This is a genomic window from Candidatus Moraniibacteriota bacterium (assembly GCA_035390125.1).
Classification (GTDB): domain Bacteria; phylum Patescibacteriota; class Minisyncoccia; order Moranbacterales; family GWC2-37-73; genus DAOOTD01.
The window spans coordinates 14,924-35,945 of sequence record DAOOTD010000001.1 but is presented as its reverse complement, the minus strand read 5'-3'; the positions used below and the strand labels follow the sequence as shown (position 1 = coordinate 35,945).

Here is a 21,022-nt window from a genome sequence, read left to right as displayed (position 1 = left end):
ACAAATTATTTTTTCTTTATACTTTCCATGTTCGCCGGCATGTATTTGCGCAGAACTTCTGGAACAACCACAGAGCCATCTGCCTGTTGGTAATTTTCCAAAACAGCGATTAGCGCCCGCGTCGTAGCCACAGCCGTACCATTGAGCATATGCAGATATTCTTTTTTACCGTCATCTTTTTTGTATTTTATGTTCAGCCCTCTGGATTGATAGTCGGTACAATTGGAAGTTGATGTTACTTCCGCCCAGTCTCCCATTGTTCCCTCTTTATTGGGTTTGCCAGGCATCCAGGCTTCCAAATCAAAGGTTCTTATAGATGGACCGCCCAAATCAGCCGTGCAATGATCAATGACCCTGAAAGGAACACCCAAGCCCTTGAAAATTTCTTTTTCAATTTCTAAGATTTCCCTATGAGCTTCTTCGCTTTTTTCCGGCATCACATATTGGAACATTTCCACTTTTGTGAACTGATGGACTCTGAAGATGCCTTTGGAAAATTTAGAATAAGCTCCAGCTTCTGTGCGATAGCAATGAGAAAGCGCGATATATTTTTTAGGCAGATTTTTTTCATCGATTATTTCGTTCATGTGGTAGCCTCCCATAGTTATTTCGGCTGTGCCGATAAGGCTTATGTCAGAATTTTCAATATTGTATATTTGTGTTTCCTGACCACGCGGATTAAAGCCCAGCCCTTCCAAAACATCTTTCTTGGCCAGATCAGGAGTAGAAAAAGGAGTAAACCCATGTTTAGTTGCAACTTCCAAAGCATAATTTATAAGCGCCTGTTCCAAAAAAACCAATTCATTTTTCAGATAATAAAATTTCGCACCGCTTACTTTAGTCGCCCTTTCGAAATCAATGAGATCCAGATTTTCTGCAATTTGTACATGATCCAATGGTTTAAAATCTAATTTTGCAGGTTCTTCCACAACTTCCAAAACAGGATTGTCGTCTTCATTATCACTGACTTTAACTTCCGGATGAGTCATGTTAGGAATAGTCATCAGAATTTCCTGAAATTCATTTTTCATTTTTTCAAGCTTCGGCTCTTCCGTTGCCAGTTTTTCTTTCACGGCTTTCCCCTGTTCAAGCAAAGCTGCTTTTTCTTCTCCTGAGGTTTTAGGCAACAATTCATTTAATTTATTTTTTTCAGCCTGAAGTTCTTCAACATATTGCAATTGGCTGAGACGAATTTTATCTAATTCCAAAAGCTCATCTATATCGCATTTTACACTGCGGTTTTTGCAATTTTTCTTAACTTCTTCAGCATGTTCCCTGATAAATTTTATGTCTAGCATATTGATAAAAAATAAGTAAATATATGTTTAATTTTACTATTAAACAGCTTTATTTGCAAGAAAAAATCTTTTATTTTAGCTTATTTAAAACTAAAAAAAACACACCCCAGTGCGTTCTTTTTGACCGTCCGGTTGGATTCGAACCAACATGCCATTCTATCTATATGAGAAATACTGGCTGATCACAAAACTATATCAATATAACCAGTCAAATACTCCCCATATATACCCTGATAGATGCTTTCCCAATTAAGCTACGGACTGCATATATAGTACAACCTGAAATAATCATATCTTTCACCCTATCTTGGCATGATTTTGTTGGATTTATTTCCAAAACCTATTTATTCTTATTTGCTGTTATTTTAAAAATTGAAATGATTGCAATATTTCTTGAAAAGAAAATTCTCCATTGGAAAATGTACTTGGATTATCAACCAGCTGAAAATTATATATATTTCCATTGTGCATGACATGCGCATTAATTATTTCTCCTTTTTTTACATTATTATCTTTAATAATATTATATTTCGATTTATAACTCCCTACATTTATATTTCCTGTCTTGACAACCATCTGATCATTGGGACTGTCAGATAAATTTGTGTTTTTGTTTTCACCCCTAACAACTTGAATGACTAATTGCGCTCCATCATCATAATAAATTTGGTTATCTTCGTTGTGCTGTAAAAAACGCGAATTTTCAATAACTATCTTGGAAATTTGTTTTTTATCCGGACCTTCTTCATTGATAACATTCCAGCTCTTCGGTATTTTTAGAGAAAAAAGTCCTGACTTTTCTTTGATTAATTTTACTTCTTCAAATAATTCCATGGCTCTTTGCGACCTTCCTTCGCTTATTCTTTGAATTTTTTTCATATTCTTCCATAATCCTTCCAGATAAAATAATGCTCCATTTTCCCTGCTATTTTTAATAATGGACAGATTATTTATTTCCTCATATTTATTCTGAAAAACATACAAAGTCGCAATTAAAATCAGAACAATAATTATCGTTTTCACGCTTATATATCCACGAATAGATAAAATCCGCTTCTTTAACATATTTATTTTTCCTTAACTGGGGGAAAAGTTACACATTCACGAACCGACTTATTCATAATAAATGCAAAAAGTCTTTCACTTATACCAAAACCGAAAGCCGGAGGCATTCCATATTCCAAAGCTTCTACAAAATCCTCATCTATCATCTGCGCCTCAGCATCACCCGCTTCCCTTAGTTTCATTTGTTCTTCAAAACGCCTTCTTTGCTCTATTGGATCATTAAGCTCCGCAAAAGCATTACAAAGCTCGGCCTTGCCAGCAATAATTTGAAAACGTAAAACTTTTTTCGGTTTTTTGGGGTCAGTCTTGGCTAATGGGGAAACTTCCAGCGGATGACCGACTAAAAAACATGGTTGGATTAATTTTTGCCTGACTGTCTTTTTATAAATTGTATCAATCATTCTCCCCTTGCCGTATTCTTTTTCATATTTTATTCCAAGTTCATCAGCTTTCTTTTTGAGTTCATCAACTGTAATATTTTTATTCAGATCAATTCCAGTCTCTTTCTTGAAGGTATCAAAATAATCAACAACTGTAAATTTCTTGCTCCAATCAATTTTTTCATTTTCATACTCTGTAATTGCTCCACCCGTGACTTTTTCAATAATTTTTTTGAACATTTTTTCTGAAAATTTCATACCCTTTTTTAGATCCCAATAAGCCGCATAAAATTCCATACTGTCATATTCCTGCAAGTGCTCCCTGTCAATTCCTTCATTGCGGAATACCCGCCCAATTTCAAAAACTTTTTCATAACCACCGACTAAAAGACGCTTAAGCGTAAGCTCAAGCGAAATGCGCATATAGAAATCGTAATCAAGAGCATTATGATGGGTAATGAAAGGCTGCGCTTCAGCCCCTCCTGGAATACGCTCAAAAACTGGATTATGCACTTCCAAAAAACCATCCTTGACTAAAAAATTTCTGATTGCTTGCCAAAAAATATCCTTCTTTCTGAAAAGCTTCCTGGTATTTTCATTTGTCATAAAATCAAGATAACGTCTGCGCAAAAGTTCTTCTTCATCCTTAATCCCAAAATGTTCAGTTGGAATCGGACGGATATTTTTTGACAATATTTTCCAATCAGCGACTTTCAAAGATTTTTCTTCGGTTTTTGTTTTAAAAAGTTTTCCTGAAACCTCAATAAAATCTCCAAGATCAACACTTTTTATAAAAAGGTGGAAAAGCTCTTCTGGCATATTTGCCTTATTAAGAAAAACTTGCATTTTACCGCTTTCGTCTTCAATATGTGCAAATGCACTGCCACCCATAGGTCGAAATGACCTAACTCTTCCCACTAAAGTAATTTCTTTATCAGCCAATTCATCAAATTGTTCTGTTGCTTCTTTATTTGTAAAATCACGTTTGGATTTCTCTGGATATGGGTCCATTCCAAAACTTTTAACTTGTTGTAATTTATCAATTTTTGTTTGTAAAATATCGTCTCTCATAAATAGTTTTGAATAATTAAAATATGCTTAAATAATAGCCCAAAAAAGATTTCGTGGCAATTTTTATATTATCAATAAAAGAGCCCCATTCAATGGGGCTCTTTCTTGTATAGAAAAAATTATTTCACACTAACAATCTTGTATTCAATAACTCCTTTGGGAGTTGATACTTTTACGGTATCACCAGCATCATGACCCATAAAGGCTTTCCCCAGGGGCGATTCATTGGAAATCTTGAAATTTGCAGGGTCAGCTTCGTTAGAACCAACAATATAAAAATCCATTTCATTTTTATTGAAATTAACTTTTACAACAGAACCTATCTGTGCCCCTTTTTGGGTATCATCTTTTTCTACAACCTGTGAATTCTTTATAATCATTTCCAATTCTGCAATTCTTGACTCATTTTCATTTTGCTGGGATTTTGCTTCTGCGTATTCAGCATTCTCACTTAAATCACCCTGCTCCTTGGCTTCTTTAATTGCTTGTGCAATTTCCTGCCTAAGCTTATTCCTTCTCTCATCAAATTCGTCTTTAAGTTTTTTTAACCCCTCCTTAGTAATAAATCTAACCATAATTAATATTTTAGTGTTTAAAAAATACCGCTCAAAAACGGCAGCCCAATTTAAAAATGAATAATGCAATGCAGACAGTATAAATCAAAGCAAGAACACTGTCAAGTCTCTACTGCACAACAACACCTTTTATTTTATCAATAAACTCAGGAGTAAAAATTTCCCGTAAGGTTATAAAAACCATAAGTACAATAAGAAGCATCATGCCTATATTATGGAAAACTTGTTCTATTTTTTGGCTAATCGGTTTTCCCTTTATTTTTTCAATTAAAATGAAAAGGATACGCCCACCATCAAGTGCAGGGAATGGAAGCGCATTTATAATACCAAGATTAACGCTGAATATTGCAATAAATCTAAGAATAAAAACCAAACCAAGCGGAATAATTTGACCAGTAAATATTGCCAGACCCACAGGACCCATTACTTCAATGCCTGTATTTTCACCACGAAAAAGATTAACGAATATACCACCGACTATCAAAAACATATTTCCTATTTCTTTGAGACCCATCCAGATTGATTCAAAAAAAGAATATTTTACTTTTACAACTTCACCGAAACCAGAGATGCCTAATGCTCCCTGACCAATTTCTGTTTCAAGCCTAGGTATGCCAGCAAGAGTTAATTGTTTTTTTCCTCTTTGAATAACTAGCTCTATTTCTTTTCCCTTATTGGAATTTATATATTGCTGGACTTGTTCAACTTTAGAAAAAAACAAACCTTCACCATTTTGAATAATAAAATCTCCGGCAACCATACCCATTTTTTCTGCAGGAGAGTTTTTTTCAATGCTTTCAACTAATATTTTTGAGCCACTGATATTTTTCCCAGTAACGTCCTGATATGATCCGAGCATGAATGTAACAGAAAGCAAAATCCACGCCAGAATAAAATTCATAATAACTCCGGCCGAAAGGACTTTAATTCTCACCCACGCAGATTTTGAAGCAAAACTGTCTTCATCATTTTTGCCTTCGCCATCTTCTCCTTTAATTCGTACAAAACCGCCTATAGGAAGCCAGTTTAAGGAATATATTGTTCCACCTGCAAATCTTTTTTTGTGGGCTTCCTGCAAATCACGTTGTTCATTCTCATTATCACCATCTTTACCGCCCCAGATGATTCTCCACTTTTTTATAGGCATCATTTTCTCATAGTTATGTATCTTTTCAGTTATAACTTCCTGTATTATTTCATCTTTCCCAGACTTAATATCCGTAGTTTTTATTTCAACGCTTTCGATTTTCGAAAATTTATGTTTATCCTTGCCCTCTAAAAATTGAATGCCAAATATTCTGGGCGGAAAACCAAAGCCAAATTCTTCAGCCTTAATCCCGTTTCTGCGAGCCACTACAAAGTGCCCGAGTTCATGTACAAATACAAGGATACCGAGGATAATTATGAATACAACAATTGTCATTAACATAAGTTAGCAAAATAAAAATAGTACACAATATGCACGATTTTTAATTTAAATTTTAAATTTTAAATTTTTTATATTTTTAAACTGTCAATATTTCTGTTTCTTTTTTTGCACGTATTTCTTCAATTTTCTTATTGTATTCATCTACTATTTCCTGCATTTTGTCTTTACTCTTAAATTTATCATCTTCTGATATTTCTCCTTTGCGCTCCATTTCTTGAACTTTTTTCCACATTTCCTCACGAATTGAACGTATAGCAATACGCCCTTCTTCAGATTTTTGATTTAATATTTTAACCATATCTTTTCGCCTTTCTTCTGTCAGCATTGGTATATTAATGCGAATAAGTGTTCCATCATTATTGGGATTCAAATTTAAATCTGATTCTCTGATTGCTGCTTCTATAGAAACCAAAGCGCCACGATCCCAAGGCTGGATCACAATTTGGCGTGGCTCAGGAGTACTAATACTAGCAATTTGTTTCAGAGGAGATTTTGTTCCATAATAGTCAACTTGTATATCTTCAACTAAAGCTGAGCTTGCTCTTCCAGTTCTTATTTTTCCTAATTCTTTTTTAAAATATTCTATAGCTTTCTCTAGATCATTTTTATGCTCATCAATAATTTTATTGTACATAAATTAATAAATTAATTTTTATATATAATATAATTTAAAAACTCCTTAAACCTGCATAAATTTTTGAGGTATTTGTATGATCATAACGCAATACGCTAATTTCTTTGGATGTTTCTAATTTAAATATAGACCACTTCAATCCTCCATCAACAGATTTATAAATTGCTTTTGCTGAAGAATAAATTATTTCTTTTGAATTTTTTGGATTTATTGCAATTGCTCTTATAGGAAAATTTTTAGAACTTTCAATTATGTTTAAAGCATTCCACGTTCCATCTATTTCCCTACGAAAAATTCCTTTATCTGTTCCCGCATAAACAACTCCTGGTAAATTAGGATCAGATACTAGTGTATTTATTTTTGAATTATTGCTTACAGCATTAATGCTTTTTGTTATATTATCAATATTTACCCCTCCATTTTTAGTCTCAAGTATTCCTTTTTGAAAAACGCCAAAAAATATATGCGAACTGTCCCCTGCATCAAACACAATATTAACTACCGGCCCATCCGCTTTTTCCAAATTTATCCATGTCTGGCCACTATCTGTTGATTTTATAATAACCCCGGAGCTTGTTCCGGCATACATGATTTGTGGATTATTTTTATCTACAGCAAATGAATAGATTATTGTTTCGCCTGCAGGTTCAGAATATATCTCTTTCCAGTCCTGCCCTTCCTGTAATCGCTTGTATATCTGCGCTCTTCCATTTGCAATTCCACTGCCATAGAGGATATTGGGATTATGCGGATCAAAATTTAAGTTATAAACTTTGTCAGCAAAATTAACTTGAGTCCAAGTCTCTCCTCCATCTTCTGTAACAAATAAACCATTGGATTCAGTTCCAATATAAACAACCTCTGGATCAATTTGGTTGACTGTCATTGATAAAACATTTATCCCAGAAATGGTTTTTTTATCGTCGATTCTTGTTTTAGGATTCCAAGTATTACCTCCGTCTTCCGATTTAATCACAGTAGCGTTATTCATTGTAAGTTTAACCGGTTCAGCAGTGTTTTTTGTGCTGCAACCAGACAAAAATATTGCTGCCAGTAAAATAAATAATGGGATAAAAGTTTTTTTCCCGCTAAATAATTCCTTGCATAGATTCAACATTTTACTAATATTCATAAAAATATTTTTCCTTTTTATGCTTAAAGTATAACAAATAATCATGAAATGAGCCAACTTTTATATTTTTAAAAAACTCCCAAAAAAGGAGTTTTAAAATTCTAGTGGACTACTCACTCAGCAATTGGAACCAAATTGTTACGGAATTAAAGCGCTGGCAAGATTTAAAAGAGTCTTTTTGCCTTATTTCATAGGGAAATTTTATATATCTCTTTTCATAAAAATTTATAACATAATATGTTTGTTATTATCCCTTAATTTTACCCATACCCAATAATCAATTAAGTGAAGAAAACTAGGCAATATTGACAATAATATCAATAGGTTATATTATTTATTGTCAGATTTTAGACAGTAAACTTAACAATAAAAAACATAAAATAAAAAGGAGGGGGTATGAAAAAATTAGATTCTTCGATATACGAACTACTCGGAAATGAGTCAGTAAGTCTTTTAGAAAACAACCTAGCAAAGTCTATAGAATTAGGAAACAAGGGAAACCTTTTTTTTCAACTTTTATCTCGTGAATCTCCTTGCGAACGCAAATTTTCATATTTACCAAGATATGAAGATGAAAACGCTTTTTTATCTTATATCGTTAATATGTGCGATTTTCTTATTGCAATTAAAGATTCATCAGTTGAAAAAATAGGAATAGATCGTTTTAACTCTGAAGCAAACAATCTTCTAAATGGCACGGCATCTAATTATAGTTTCCCCACCAGAGATAGCATTGAAAATGGCATATTAAGACAAAGCAGGGTATTTAATTTTAGTCGCGGGAAAGACAATCATGCATTAATGGAAATAGTTTGTATTGATTCATTTGAAAACATTAATGTCCCTTATTCTTATTTATTTATTAAAAACCTTAAAAATGGAATAACAATTGATTTGTCCCAACTTTTGCCAAAAAAAGAAATGTGTTTCTTTCCATCAGTTATTAGTCCGTTCGAAAAAGCAGAAACGTCGAATGAGAAAAGGTTCATAAAAATCAGAGAAAAGCAATTTAATCTAAATGATTACAATGGGGCATGGAGCATGGGAAATGATGATGGCTTTACCTTTCATTGTTTTAATGCGAATGCTTTAAGAGCTGAAGCCATTTCATATGGCAACATTGTTGAAAAAGGAGGATTGTTAAGTCTCTTGCACGAAATTGCTCACAGTTGGAATCCGGGGAAAGATTATAATAAATTGATTGATAGATTAGTTTTCTGTTTAGACAAAAGAATCAAACAAAATAAATCAATCGAAAGAATTCTTAAAATGCTTGACCCATTCCAAATGGCTGACTATTTAATGGAGATTGAAAAGAAAGCCTGGATAGATGCCTTTCACATGCTGCTATTCTTTAGACACCGTGATATGGATCTGGAACCAGAAATGAATAATGATGATGTAGATAAGCATGCTAACAGCCGACTCGCCACATACAAAAACTTTATTGATTCATTTCTTCGATGTTTCATGCACTAAAATTGTTCAACACAAATTAAACGTAAATAGTCAAGGACTATGACAGCCAGGTACGATAACCCTGGCTTTTTTATTGATTTAAAACATTATGTAGCAATATTAACATTATAGTATCTTAATATATATACTGATTGATTTTTGGAACCTCTCGTTTTGTGGCTTATTTAAAATATAAAATTAAAATTCAGCATTAAAAGTCCCCCCAGAAATATTCTCTTTGAGATGCAATAATTGGAACCATTCATTTGAAGCTTATATAAAAAACAAAAAGGACTTGCGATAACGCAAAATCCCTTAGGGTGGACTACTCGTTCATCCATTGGAACCAGCTTTTGGCTGAATTACGTGAATGGGAGAAAATAAAACAAGAGTTTAGTCTTGTTTTATAGGAAAAATCCACAAATCAAGAACTGTTTTATTATATACTGACAAAATCAAATCGGCAAGAGCAAGAGTCTTTAGTATTTAATATAACAGATAACAGATAAGAAATAAGGCAAGGTTTGTGCCTTGCCTTATAATGAATTAAATTATGTGTCCAGAAACTTCTTCTTCCTTAATGTATTTTTTTGGTGAATTTATTATTTTATTTTTATCGTACTTAACAAATAATTGATTGGAAAATCATATTCTGCAATTCCAAACTTTGGAGCAATAATTTCGATATGATAACCATTCTTTTGAAAAAAGAATTCTTGGTAGCCTTCTATACCACTTATATTGTCAACTGATGCAACATCCAACTTAATACCATCGGAACCTAATGTAATATTACTTTGCAATACCGTTTTATTTTTTTTCTCATCATTTATTCTGTCCTCCATTGTGACTGAATTTTTTTCTATTTTTGAAATATTTATAGAATTTTCAGAGTCAATAAAGATGCTAATATCATCTAAGTTATTCTTATATATTTTCCAGTTTTGTGGGTAATTAAAAGAAATTATTTTATCAGAACTTTCATATTTTCTCCACTCTTTTAGATATTTTTCATATTCTTTGGCATCAACCAAAGCACTTGCGATATTTGGCTTTATCCAAACACCTTTTCTTGGATTAACTTCCTTTCCACTAGCATCCTTACTGTCATAGAAATAGCATTGTAACCCGTCAGGATTAGGATTATTCTTATTGCTATTATCACAAGAATTACCAACTGCTAATTCTACTGAAGATTTTGCAACTGGTTGAGTTGCTACTGGTTGAGCAACTGGCGCTTGAGTTTTTTTCGCAAACAAATAACCAACAATTCCTGCTGTAATTACCACAATCACGATGATAATCGCAATCACAGCAACATTACCTTTTTTGTTTTTCATTTTTTTGTATTAAAGAAGTTAAATAAAATACATCAATATTTTACCATATATTCCAGATGTCACAAAACTCCTCCAAACTCACTAAAATGAAAATAGGGGTTGAATAATAATTAATCAAAGAATCCATGCTAACCCTGGAACAAATGAAAAAATTACTGGAAGATCCGTCCATTCCTGACAATCAGGTTTTGGAAATCCGAGACCAGCTTTACTCGCTGGCCGAGATCATATTTGAGCAATGGCAAATAGACATGGCAAAAGAAAAGAAGCGTAGGCTTGAAGAAAAGGCTCAAAAAGAGAACATGCCTGCTAATAACCCAGAATAATCCCTTTTTTGAGAGATTAAATTAGAATAGTGTTATAAATCAAAAAAGAAGTCTTGTGACAAGACTCCTCTGTTTTGCTGTGGGCGCAGAGGGATTCGAACCCCCGACCATTGGCTTAAAAGGCCACTGCTCTACCAACTGAGCTATGCGCCCAAATATTTTTTGTGTCTTTCAAAAAATAAACAGCATTTCCAGTATAGTAAAAAAAATACCTTGCGTCAATACTAAAATATTAGGTATTTTTCAAATTTAACAATAAATTATTCCTTGATTATTTCTGTCTTCTTGCAAAAATTAAAAATAACAATGGCATAATCATCCAAAAAAGCTTCCACCAGGGATCGATTAAATAAACAAGATACTTTTCTGAAATATACTGCAAAGCTTCAGTGTTCGCCAGGAAAGAAAAAGTAATACTGAGTAAAAGCATAATTTCTAAAAAACTCATTACAAAAACCTTCCAGGTAACTAATTTGTTATTATATTGATGAATGCAAAAAATATATTTATTAAGTAATGTTAATAAAATCACAAAAATAAAAAATATAAACAAATAAGAATACTTAGAAAAAATAATCATGTCTTTAGGAATGACCTGCAAAAAGGCAAGTGAAACATAGATGTTTACAAGAAAGTCATAAATATGAAATCTTCCAATAAAAAACCAAAATACTCCGCTAACCAAAAGAACTATCAGAATTAATATTATTGATTCCGCCAAATTTTTGTCTACTCCAAAATTTTGAAAAATTAAATTTAAGTACATTTATTTTTAAAAAAGTTAAATCTTTTTAAAGTATACACGATTTTAAAAAATATAAAAGCATCGTTATAGACAAAAAATCATTGTAGACATATAATAAGCCTTATTATGAACGAATTTCAGATATCTAAAAGAATCTTTTTTTGGACGCTGTTTGTCCTTTTTTGGCTTATTTCAGCCATAGTTATCGGATATACTTTCGGTTATAGGTTTAGTTTTCAAAAAGGTATCTTCATTTATGGAGGGTCATTGACATTGAAAACAATTCCAAAAACAGTTGATGTATATTTAGATGGAAAATTAATGCCTCCAAACATGCTCAGTATTATAAATAAATCCTATCATATTAATGGAATCACGCCTGGAGAACATTTTCTTGAACTCAGGGCTTCCGGATATCAATCATGGTCAAAAAAAATATCCGTCCACAGTGGAATTTCTACTGAATTCTGGAATATTATTTTAGCCCAAGATTCTTATGTGCGTGAAAATTACAAAAATGAAAAAGCTGAAAAATTATTCATATCGCCGTATAAGAATATAGCAGCATTTACTCAACAAACGGAAAATGATTTTTTTGTAAAGGTTCTCGATACAGAAACAAAAGAAATACTAGAGGTTTTTCATTCAAATGATTGTATTTTTACTCAGGATGATAAGGAAAATATTGAATGGTCTCCTCAGGCTCATAAGATTATTATACCCGTTATAAAAAATGGGGAAAAAAATTATTTCATAGTTACAATAGACACTAAAGAAGCTCTTAATCTTAAAGATATATCTGGAATAAACAATCTTTCCAGCGTTCGCTGGGACTCAAGAAATAAGGATGTTCTGTTTTTTATGTCTGACGATAAACTATATAATTTAGATACAAATAATATCCAAGACAAAAAAATCATATCAGAGCATATTGCCAGTTATGATATGAACTCTGATTATTTGTTTTATTTTCAACTTCCCGAGGGTATTGTATATAAAAAAAGCTTGGATAACACAGATAACCCTAAACAAATTACTACATCAAGTCCTGAAAATATGAGTGATAATTCATATCAAATAATCATATATGACGAATACAGAATTGTTTTTTTGAATAAAAGCCGTAATTTATATATTTATAATAAAGGTGAAACAGCCACCTATTTTAAGAAACTTTCAGATAATGTCTATGGATCTCAATTTTCTGACGATGGGAAAAAACTCCTTTTTTGGACAGACAAAGAAATTTCAGTCTATTTTATGCGCAAATGGGAAGAACAACCAACAAGAAATGAAGATGAACTTACATCTTTAACTTATTCATCTGATCATATCCAAAAAGCACAATGGACTGCTGATTACGAACATGTTTTATTCACAAATAACAATAGAATAAAATTAATCGAAATTGATAATCGCGACAATCGAAATATAATGGATGTGCTAAATCTTAACGGAAATAGTTCTATTATGGTAAACGATTTTACAGACGAAAAACTTTATTTTACTGAAAAGAATGACCAGGGACACAATATTCTTTACTCAATTTATTTTCCAGAACTTCAGGCAATCTTACAAAAAATGTTGCCTAATAATTCACAAGAAAGCATTAAAAATGAATAGATCTTTTGCTTGGAAATTAAAAAACACCCTGTTGGGTGTTTTTTAAAATTTTTAACGTTTCGCCCATTGCGGACTCTTTCTGGCTTTCTTGAGCCCAGCTTTTTTTCTTTCTACTCTTCTTGAGTCACGTGTCAAAAGCTTAAGATCTTTTAATGTCTTCTTGAGTTTATCATCATATTTAACTAAAGCTCTAGCAATTCCTAGCCTGACAGCCTCAACTTGTCCATTAAAACCTCCTCCTCTTACAATAGCCATAATGCGAACCTTATCTTCCATTCCAACTGCTTTAAGCGGGGTTAATAAATTGACTTGAAGAGAAGAGGCAGGAAAATATTCACTAAAAATTTTACCATTTATAATTATATCATTTTCGGTTGACTTATTATTTTCAAAAAGACGAATTTGTGCAACAGCTGCTTTTCGGCGTCCTAAAGCGTAAAAATATTTTTCATTATTTTTTTTAGTAGTCTTTTCAACACTTTCTTTTCTTACTTCTCTTACTGCTTTCTCCTTAATTACTTCTCCCCCATTTACATCGCTATATGAATTATTGCTGGAAGTTTTTTTTATTTCTTTTGGAATCCCAACAATTTTACCAGCTTTTGGCCTGGTTTTTTTGTTCTTTTTAACAGTTTCAGCTGTTTTCTTGGTTTTATCTACTTTTTTTACTGCCATATTTTTAATGTGTTACTTCAATATTTTTATGATTATGTTCAATACCAGAATATACATAAAGCCTGGCCATCATCTTTTCTCTTAATTTATTTTTGGGAAGCATTCCGTATACTGCATTTTGTATAACTTTTTTTGGGTCTTTTTTGAGCAAATTTTTCAAAGAAATAGATGATATTCCACCAGGATAACCACTAAAATGATGGTACATTTTTTTTTCTAATTTTTTACCAGTAGTAAGCACCTTGTCTGCATTGATAACAACAACAAAATCTCCACCATCGATATTCGGAATATAATCAGTTTTATTCCTACCGTCAAGAATCTTAGCAATTTCAGTCGCTAAGCGTCCCAGTACTTTTCCTTGTGCATCAAAAAGATGTTTTTGTCTTTTCATAGTATTCCTGCTAATTTTTAATTATTCTACACAAATTCAATAACAGCCATCTTGGCTCCATCACTTTTTCGCTGCATTATTTTAACAATTCGAGTATATCCACTGTTACGTCCTGAAAATTTATTAGAGAAATCTCCAGACAACTTCTTTATAGCTACAACAGGCAATTCTTTTCTTAAATCTCTTATAATCGCTACTTTCTTTATTTTACTGACAGACATTTTCTTGACTTTAGTTATAATCTTATCCATTATTGGTTTTATTTCCTTAGCCTTTGCCTCTGTTGTAGTTATTTTTTCTTTCATAATTAAGCTACCCAACAATGTTCTGATAAGTGCTGTTCTCTGTTTTTTTATCCTGCTGAATTTTCTACCCCTGACTAAATGTTTCATATTATTGCTTTAAAGTTAGCCCAAATTCTCCAATAGCTTTTTTTATTTCTTTAATTCCTTTATCTCCCATACCTTCCAGCATACGAAGCTCTTCCTCGCTATTTTTTATAATATCTTTTACTTTTATAATTTTTCCAGCCTCAAGAACATTTAATGTTCTGGTTGAAAGATTTTTCAGATCAATAACTTTTATTTTTAAAGGGTCAATGTTTTCTTCAATTTCTTGTTTTTCCTCCGATAATTCAGTTTCGCTAACTTCATCTTTTTTTGTTTCTTCAGCAACTTCAATTCCTCCAAGAACTGAGAATTGCTCAACTAATATAGAAACAGCTTTTTTAAAGGCTTCTTCGGGAGTTATACTTCCGTCAGTTACAATTTCAAGAGTAATTTTATTATAATCTGTTCTTTTTCCAACACGCATATTCTCCACTTCATAATTCACTCTTTGTATGGGGGTATATACTGCATCAATAGCAATAACTCCAATCTCTTTTTCTGGTCTATGCTGTTGATCAATTGGCACATATCCCAAGCCAGTTGAAACTTCGAATTCCATTTCGAGTTCTGTTTTTTTATCGGTTACTGTAGCAATAACCTGATCTTTATTAACGACTTCCACGCTTGATGGACATTTAATTTCTTTTGCTGTTACCCTTCCCTCTCCTTTAAATTTAAGACTAACTTTTACTGGTTCGTCATCATACATTTTAAATCTTATTTTTTTAAGATTTAAAATTATCTGCACTGCATCTTCCATTACCCCATCAATTGTGGAAAACTCATGCGAAATCCCTTTTATTTTTACCGACGTGATTGCCGCACCTTTTAAAGATGCCAAAAGAACTCGCCTTATAGCATTTCCAATAGTCATACCATAACCCGGATAACATCCTAGAATTTCAAATTTACCGCTTTTATCATTAATAGGAGTAAATTTTGGATTTTGAGGAAGTGACACTGTATTCATATCCTCTTTTTAACGGATAATCCATGGGATATTCCACGAAAAATTCGTTATTAATTAAAAAAGTTAATAAAAACAAAAAATATAATCATTAGCGCGAATATGACTCCACAACCATCTGAGGATCTACATGTATTCCTATGTCCTCACGAGTTATTGATGCAATAATTTTACCTTCCATTTTCGATATATCAAACTGTATCCAGCGAGGAAAATTTTTCTTAGCTTGTATTAATTGAATTTGGTTCTTAAAATAAGGTTTTTCTTTTTTTGATTCTTTTATGCCAATAACATCACCTACCTTAACTCGATAAGAAGGAATAGTATTTTTTTTGCCATTAATAGTAAACAATCCATGAGTAACAAGCTGCCTAGCTTGGATAGGAGAATTTGCAAATCCTATTTTGCGAACTATATTATCCAGCCGCATTTCTAAACGTTCCATGAGAAGATCTCCAGTAACTCCCGGCTTATTTTCAATTTCTTTGTAATGTTTCCTGAATTGTTTTTCAAGTACACCATACATGCGCTTTATTCTTTGCTTCATAGCAAGTTGTTTTCCATATTCACTTAAACCCCTAGACATGTTTTTTCCATGAACTCCTGGAGCGTATGGACGACGAGCAATAGCACACTTTGCACTGTCACATCTGTCACCTTTAAGAAAGAGCTTTTCTGATGCTCTGCGACATTTTTTGCATTTTGATCCTAATAAACCTCTAGCCATATCTTATATATTGAAATTTTTTAAAATTTTAAGACCTATAAACTTACACTCTTCTCGGTTTTTTTGGACGACATCCGTTATGAGGAATCGGTGTTTCATCTTTGATGGAAACAAGATCGAATCCTCGATTCACCAAAGATCTTATAGCTGATTCTCGGCCACTACCCACCCCTTTAACAAAGACTTCTAATTCTTGTACTCCATATTTTTTCACTTTTTCGGTAACATCCTGTACTACCTGTGTCGCTGCATAAGGAGTAGCTTTTTTGGCACCCTTAAATCCTAATAATCCAGAACTCGACCACCCTATCATCGCTCCGTTCATGTCTGAAATCATCACCATTGTATTATTATAGGTGCATTTTATATGCGCTTGTCCCTTGCTAATTTGTCGCTTAATCTTCTTTTTTTTCTTTTTTATTTCAGTTTCTGAATTTTCCTCAATTTTATCATTTTCATTTTCAACAACTCCCCTGATTTCAGGAACCGCTTCTTTGGTTTCTTCGTTTTTTTTAATTTCGTCTGCCATATATTCTATAAAGATTGAAAATTTATTTTTAAGTCTTAGATTCTGTCCTTCGTCCGCTTCCCATTGTTCTTCGAACATTTCCCCTGACTGTTCTGCTATTAGTTTTCGTTCTTTGCCCTCTCACTGGCAAACCACGCACATGTCTAATACCGCGATAACTTCCAACTTCTTTTAGTCTTTTAATATTAGTTTTTACTTCATGTTTCAATTCTCCTTCAACTTTATATTTTTTTTCTATTTCATCACGTAATTTATTTGCGTCTGCACCTGATAACAAATTTGTCCTAGTTTTAGGATCTATATCCAGAAGTTTTAAAATTTTTTTACTCGTTGAAGGTCCTATGCCATAAACATAAGTTAGAGCCACCTCTATTATCTTTTCATCGGGAAGATTTATTCCAGCAATACGTACCATAAACTAAAAAAATTAATAAATAAAAAAAATACTTGTTATCCTTGTCTTTGTTTGTGCTTTGGAGTGCTACAAATAACATAAACCTTTCCTTTACGCTTTACAATTTTGCACTTAGCACATATTTTTTTAACCGATGCTCTTACTTTCATAAATTTATTATATTCTCTGTGTTATTCTACCTTTAGTTAAATCATAAGGACTCATTTCCATTAATACCCTGTCTCCCGGCAGCAATCTTATATAATTAACCCTCATTCTTCCAGAAATATGCGCAAGGACTTCATGCCCATTATCTAAACGCACCTTAAACGTAGTACTTGGCAGTGTTTCTATAACAACACCTTCTATTTTTATTATTTCCTTCTCTTGTTTTAACGGCATATTTTGGTTTACTTTACAACATAAAAATAGAGGGGGTTACTTCCAGAAAACTATCCTCATTCGTGAAAAATCAAATAGTAAAAACCTCTATCTGGATAGACTATTAAACTATTTTAAAAACGTACAGCAATCTTAACAAAATACCATTTTTTTGTCAACTGTAAATATAAGTGTTGTATTTTTAATACAATTTTTACTTTTATAAAGCCACTTTTTAAAAATAAAAACTATTAATCTAGTTTACTGGCTGCTTGCATCAATCTGCACCTCAATCCTACTTTTATACTGTGAAATGTGAGAAATAAATGATGGCCAAAATTCAATATTTATATTTTTTATATATGGGTATTTTTTAAAGACATCTTTAAGTTGATCTGATTTTTTACCAAGCATTTCTTTTTTAATTTTTTCAATATCTATATTCGGAATATTTTTTATTTCTCCAAGGACCTTTAAATTAAGCAAGGAATTATCAAAATCTGCCTCAACATTAGCGTATTCTATTTTTGATATTTCCTGAGCAAAATCTTGGGATTGGCCACTTAGTGATTGTTTTATTATTTTTTTAACATCATTTTCTGAAAAAACAAGAACATGAACAGACGCCTGGACATTATAATTAAATGAATTGACTATATCACCAATTTTTGTTCCTGATATGGATTTAGTTATGGTTATTTTTTCTGCCTGAGGTAATGCAATTTCGCCCTCTTGAAGTTCGCTTGAAATAATTTCGCTGATTTTTTCTTTTATAGCAGCTTCAGTTTTCGTCTTCGCATTATCAATATCCTGCTGACTTAGGGCAAAGGGCTCATCGCCACCACTTGAAGCACCATTTGTCATTGGCACAGATGATTTTGCATAAAATTTGTCAAATTTCGGTCCGCCAGAAAATCCAGGTATTGTAAATCTAGTTTCTTCTATGTTATATTCAGCTCCTGATTGATCAGCTATAACTTCAGCTTCTATGGCACCTGGCTGTAATGATCCTCCTATTGTAGTAGTACCAGGAACAACTACATTTTTTGTAAGACGAAATATCTTTCCGTCTGGTGATTCTAACCTAGTGGTAGCAATTAAAGTTTGAGGAGATGAACTATATTCATTGTATATAACAACGCTTCCTTTCGCTTTTTTACCGGAAGTAGAACTTTTTCCCATAACATCATATGGCAAACTGATTTCATGCGTTTTATCTATTATGCGAATAGGGATATTTTTATCATCTGCCTGTACTGAATTTGAAGCATGAATATTTGTTTCAATTTTATTTTTTCTGATATCTGGTATTATGTTTATTTTAGCACTGGGCAAAAAAAGATAAGCTGCAACACTTAATGGTATTATCAAGCAAAGCAACATAAAAATAACAAATATTTTTTTAGATTTTTTACCAATTTTTTTAGTTTTATGAACAACGGGTTCAACTTTTTCATGCGACAAAGAAGAAAATATCTTTTCCAAAGTTTTTTCTTTATAAGAATCCAGCTTTTCAGTATTATGATGTTTTTTTTGAAAAATATCATAATTAATGCCCTTGGAAGACTTGTCCAAAAAAAATATTGGTTGATTTTTTTTATAAGACTTATCTTGGGGGACTTTCTGATGCACTAAATTATCAACAGTTACTTTTTTTGCATTTTTTTCAGGCCTATGAATGTGATTAGCTGGATTTATAATCACTTTTCTTGATTGAGATTTTGCAGTTATATTTTTATTTTCTTTATTTTCAAAATCAGAAGATAAATCATAAAAATCGCTAGAGCCTATACTACTAAGACGTACTTGTTTGCTTTTATTTTCTTTAGTGATCATATTATTTTCATCCAGATTTGATTCATTATATTCAAAATAGTCTTCTTCTGTATTTTCTAAATAAACAGGCTCAAGACCTTCTAATGTTGGCCTAACCTCTATACTTGCTCTTTGTGCCATTGAAGAACCAAGCTCATCTTGCGTGACAATAATAACTTTTTTACCGCATTTATCAGCTTCGCGCTTTAATAATTTTAAATTAACAATACTCTGCATAAAGAGAGCCCTTGGGGGTACAACAAAATAATTATTCTTCGCCATTGATTTTTTCAATCTATCTATCACAGATGAAATTTCGTCATCAATATCTATATAAAATGTATGATGCATAAAATAATATTAATTTTAAACTTAATAAAATTGACAATTCACTTAGCTATCTATCTTGCATTGAATACAGAATTCTTCTTAATATTCCTGCCATTATTTTTTCTTCACCTTTTATGTCTAAGACTAAATTTGACAACGCCATAGGCGTAACATCTTGAGGATTTTTTAGCTCATTTGTATTATCCCTAACATTAGTTATATCCCTTGGTTGCAAATAATTAACCACTGGAATTTTAGCAAATGGCAAATTTTTTAACCAATCAGGAGAAGCTAATGCTTTTTTAATGCCAGGAAGACCCGACCCTCCTCCACATAGTAGTATTTTTGAGGGTAAAACATCACTATCTGAAAATTCAGAAAGTGAAAGCTCTACACCACTAAGCCAAACCGAACAGTCATTTTGCAGGATTTGCTCTATTTTAAAACTTACATCACTGCCAAGTTTCCCTTCGGCATATTTTATCTTAAGCTCCTCAGCTTCATCAAAATCTATTCTTAGTTCTTGGGCTAATTTTTTTGTAAATGCTCTTCCCCCAAATGCAAACATTTTCGTACCCTCCAAACCTCCATTTCGAACAACTGCAATATCAGTTGTGCCTCCTCCGACATCTATAAATATAGCATTAAAATCCAAAACATCTTCATAATCAATGCTATGCGCAACTGCATAAGGCTCAGCGGAAATACTTAAAAGATCTATCCTTAATTCATCAGCTATAGTTTGTAACGCCCCTAGATGAATCATCGGGGCATAAGCATTGAAAATACTAACAGAAACATCCCTACCTTGAAATCCAATTGGATTATTTACTTGATATCCATCTATGCGTACATCTACAATTGCTGCATTAATAAGTTTCACATCTATATCTTGTCCCGTTTCCCAAGAAATTTGCTCTTGAATCCGTTCGTAAGCTTTCATTTGAACTTTTTGGATTATATTTTTTAATTCTGAAAAATCAATACGGGAATCGGGTTTTCTTCGTTCATAATGAACAGTAGTGGTTGTGCCCTTCACTAATTCTCCGGCAATACCTACAACTGCTTTTTTTATTTTTTTAATTTTTGCATCCTTAAGCGCTTTATTTATTGTGCTTTGGCATGTTTCTATAACACCTGAAATATCAGAAACAGCTCCGCTTTGCATATTGCCTCTTTTTTGTCTTTCTTTTCCAACACCAATAATTGTAACTTTTTTCTCTTGAACATCAATCTCAAAAACAAGCGCTTTGGCAACTTCAGTGCCTATATCAAGCGCTAAATAATAACCTGCACTATTTTTAGAAAATAATTTAGAAAAAAGACCCATAAGACAAACAATATA

At 32.4% G+C, this 21,022-nt stretch carries 23 protein-coding genes and 1 tRNA gene; 3 read left to right on the top strand and 21 right to left on the bottom strand.

Annotated features, from left to right (window positions below; all coding sequences use genetic code 11):
• Positions 1 to 5: 5 nt before the first annotated feature.
• From serS to PLR68_00160, 7 genes are all read right to left on the bottom strand, one after another.
• Positions 6 to 1,298, bottom strand: coding sequence for a serine--tRNA ligase (gene serS / locus PLR68_00190; GenBank protein HOW60162.1), 1,293 nt, complete (start codon positions 1,296 to 1,298; stop codon positions 6 to 8).
• Positions 1,299 to 1,658: 360 nt separating this feature from the next.
• The gene (locus PLR68_00185; GenBank protein ID HOW60161.1) at positions 1,659 to 2,363 is read right to left on the bottom strand and encodes a hypothetical protein; all 705 of its coding nucleotides are present in this window, start codon (positions 2,361 to 2,363) and stop codon (positions 1,659 to 1,661) included.
• Positions 2,364 to 2,365: 2 nt separating this feature from the next.
• Entirely contained in the window at positions 2,366 to 3,814 is a 1,449-nt protein-coding gene (gene lysS / locus PLR68_00180; protein ID HOW60160.1) for a lysine--tRNA ligase, read from the bottom strand.
• 119 nt (positions 3,815 to 3,933) lie between these two features.
• The gene (greA, locus tag PLR68_00175) at positions 3,934 to 4,389 is read right to left on the bottom strand and encodes a transcription elongation factor GreA (GenBank protein ID HOW60159.1); all 456 of its coding nucleotides are present in this window, start codon (positions 4,387 to 4,389) and stop codon (positions 3,934 to 3,936) included.
• Positions 4,390 to 4,498: 109 nt separating this feature from the next.
• Positions 4,499 to 5,818: a site-2 protease family protein gene (locus PLR68_00170; protein HOW60158.1), complete on the bottom strand. Its 1,320-nt coding sequence runs from the start codon at positions 5,816 to 5,818 to the stop codon at positions 4,499 to 4,501.
• A gap of 76 nt (positions 5,819 to 5,894) precedes the next feature.
• Positions 5,895 to 6,452 (bottom strand): ribosome recycling factor, encoded by a 558-nt coding sequence (gene frr, locus PLR68_00165; GenBank protein HOW60157.1) that lies wholly within the window; start codon positions 6,450 to 6,452, stop codon positions 5,895 to 5,897.
• A 34-nt stretch (positions 6,453 to 6,486) separates the two neighbouring features.
• Positions 6,487 to 7,584, bottom strand: coding sequence for a YCF48-related protein (locus PLR68_00160; protein ID HOW60156.1), 1,098 nt, complete (start codon positions 7,582 to 7,584; stop codon positions 6,487 to 6,489).
• A 396-nt stretch (positions 7,585 to 7,980) separates the two neighbouring features.
• Here PLR68_00160 and PLR68_00155 point away from each other — a divergent pair, with 396 nt between their 5' ends.
• Positions 7,981 to 9,063 (top strand): hypothetical protein, encoded by a 1,083-nt coding sequence (locus PLR68_00155; GenBank protein HOW60155.1) that lies wholly within the window; start codon positions 7,981 to 7,983, stop codon positions 9,061 to 9,063.
• A gap of 581 nt (positions 9,064 to 9,644) precedes the next feature.
• Here the strand turns inward: PLR68_00155 and PLR68_00150 are convergent.
• The gene (locus tag PLR68_00150) at positions 9,645 to 10,382 is read right to left on the bottom strand and encodes a hypothetical protein (GenBank protein ID HOW60154.1); all 738 of its coding nucleotides are present in this window, start codon (positions 10,380 to 10,382) and stop codon (positions 9,645 to 9,647) included.
• A 125-nt stretch (positions 10,383 to 10,507) separates the two neighbouring features.
• Between PLR68_00150 and PLR68_00145 the strand changes: the two genes are divergently transcribed.
• Positions 10,508 to 10,708 (top strand): hypothetical protein, encoded by a 201-nt coding sequence (locus PLR68_00145; GenBank protein ID HOW60153.1) that lies wholly within the window; start codon positions 10,508 to 10,510, stop codon positions 10,706 to 10,708.
• An 80-nt stretch (positions 10,709 to 10,788) separates the two neighbouring features.
• Here the strand turns inward: PLR68_00145 and PLR68_00140 are convergent.
• Both PLR68_00140 and PLR68_00135 read right to left on the bottom strand, forming a co-directional pair.
• Positions 10,789 to 10,861 (bottom strand) — tRNA-Lys (locus PLR68_00140).
• A gap of 118 nt (positions 10,862 to 10,979) precedes the next feature.
• Positions 10,980 to 11,474, bottom strand: coding sequence for a hypothetical protein (locus tag PLR68_00135; GenBank protein ID HOW60152.1), 495 nt, complete (start codon positions 11,472 to 11,474; stop codon positions 10,980 to 10,982).
• A gap of 105 nt (positions 11,475 to 11,579) precedes the next feature.
• Here PLR68_00135 and PLR68_00130 point away from each other — a divergent pair, with 105 nt between their 5' ends.
• A complete protein-coding gene (locus tag PLR68_00130) occupies positions 11,580 to 13,076 on the top strand; it encodes a hypothetical protein (GenBank protein ID HOW60151.1) in 1,497 nt (498 codons plus the stop codon).
• Positions 13,077 to 13,127: 51 nt separating this feature from the next.
• Here PLR68_00130 and rpsI read toward each other — a convergent pair whose 3' ends face one another.
• The 11 genes from rpsI to PLR68_00075 all read right to left on the bottom strand — a co-directional run bounded on the left by rpsI (position 13,128) and on the right by PLR68_00075 (position 21,007).
• Positions 13,128 to 13,751, bottom strand: a complete 624-nt coding sequence (gene rpsI, locus PLR68_00125) for a 30S ribosomal protein S9 (GenBank protein HOW60150.1) — start codon at positions 13,749 to 13,751, stop codon at positions 13,128 to 13,130.
• Positions 13,752 to 13,755: 4 nt separating this feature from the next.
• Complete coding sequence (gene rplM / locus PLR68_00120; protein ID HOW60149.1) at positions 13,756 to 14,145, bottom strand: 50S ribosomal protein L13; 390 nt, start codon at positions 14,143 to 14,145, stop codon at positions 13,756 to 13,758.
• Between the two features lie 26 nt (positions 14,146 to 14,171).
• Complete coding sequence (gene rplQ, locus PLR68_00115; GenBank protein HOW60148.1) at positions 14,172 to 14,537, bottom strand: 50S ribosomal protein L17; 366 nt, start codon at positions 14,535 to 14,537, stop codon at positions 14,172 to 14,174.
• A gap of 1 nt (position 14,538) precedes the next feature.
• Entirely contained in the window at positions 14,539 to 15,504 is a 966-nt protein-coding gene (locus PLR68_00110; protein HOW60147.1) for a DNA-directed RNA polymerase subunit alpha, read from the bottom strand.
• Positions 15,505 to 15,592: 88 nt separating this feature from the next.
• The gene (rpsD, locus tag PLR68_00105; protein ID HOW60146.1) at positions 15,593 to 16,228 is read right to left on the bottom strand and encodes a 30S ribosomal protein S4; all 636 of its coding nucleotides are present in this window, start codon (positions 16,226 to 16,228) and stop codon (positions 15,593 to 15,595) included.
• 43 nt (positions 16,229 to 16,271) lie between these two features.
• Complete coding sequence (gene rpsK, locus PLR68_00100) at positions 16,272 to 16,673, bottom strand: 30S ribosomal protein S11 (GenBank protein ID HOW60145.1); 402 nt, start codon at positions 16,671 to 16,673, stop codon at positions 16,272 to 16,274.
• A gap of 112 nt (positions 16,674 to 16,785) precedes the next feature.
• Positions 16,786 to 17,172 (bottom strand): 30S ribosomal protein S13, encoded by a 387-nt coding sequence (rpsM, locus tag PLR68_00095; GenBank protein HOW60144.1) that lies wholly within the window; start codon positions 17,170 to 17,172, stop codon positions 16,786 to 16,788.
• A 35-nt stretch (positions 17,173 to 17,207) separates the two neighbouring features.
• Entirely contained in the window at positions 17,208 to 17,321 is a 114-nt protein-coding gene (gene rpmJ / locus PLR68_00090; GenBank protein ID HOW60143.1) for a 50S ribosomal protein L36, read from the bottom strand.
• Positions 17,322 to 17,328: 7 nt separating this feature from the next.
• Positions 17,329 to 17,553 (bottom strand): translation initiation factor IF-1, encoded by a 225-nt coding sequence (gene infA / locus PLR68_00085; GenBank protein HOW60142.1) that lies wholly within the window; start codon positions 17,551 to 17,553, stop codon positions 17,329 to 17,331.
• Between the two features lie 240 nt (positions 17,554 to 17,793).
• Positions 17,794 to 19,698 carry a hypothetical protein gene (locus PLR68_00080; protein HOW60141.1) on the bottom strand — a complete coding sequence of 635 codons (1,905 nt, stop codon included), beginning with the start codon at positions 19,696 to 19,698 and terminating at the stop codon, positions 17,794 to 17,796.
• 46 nt (positions 19,699 to 19,744) lie between these two features.
• Positions 19,745 to 21,007, bottom strand: coding sequence for a cell division FtsA domain-containing protein (locus tag PLR68_00075; GenBank protein ID HOW60140.1), 1,263 nt, complete (start codon positions 21,005 to 21,007; stop codon positions 19,745 to 19,747).
• Positions 21,008 to 21,022 lie beyond the last annotated feature (15 nt).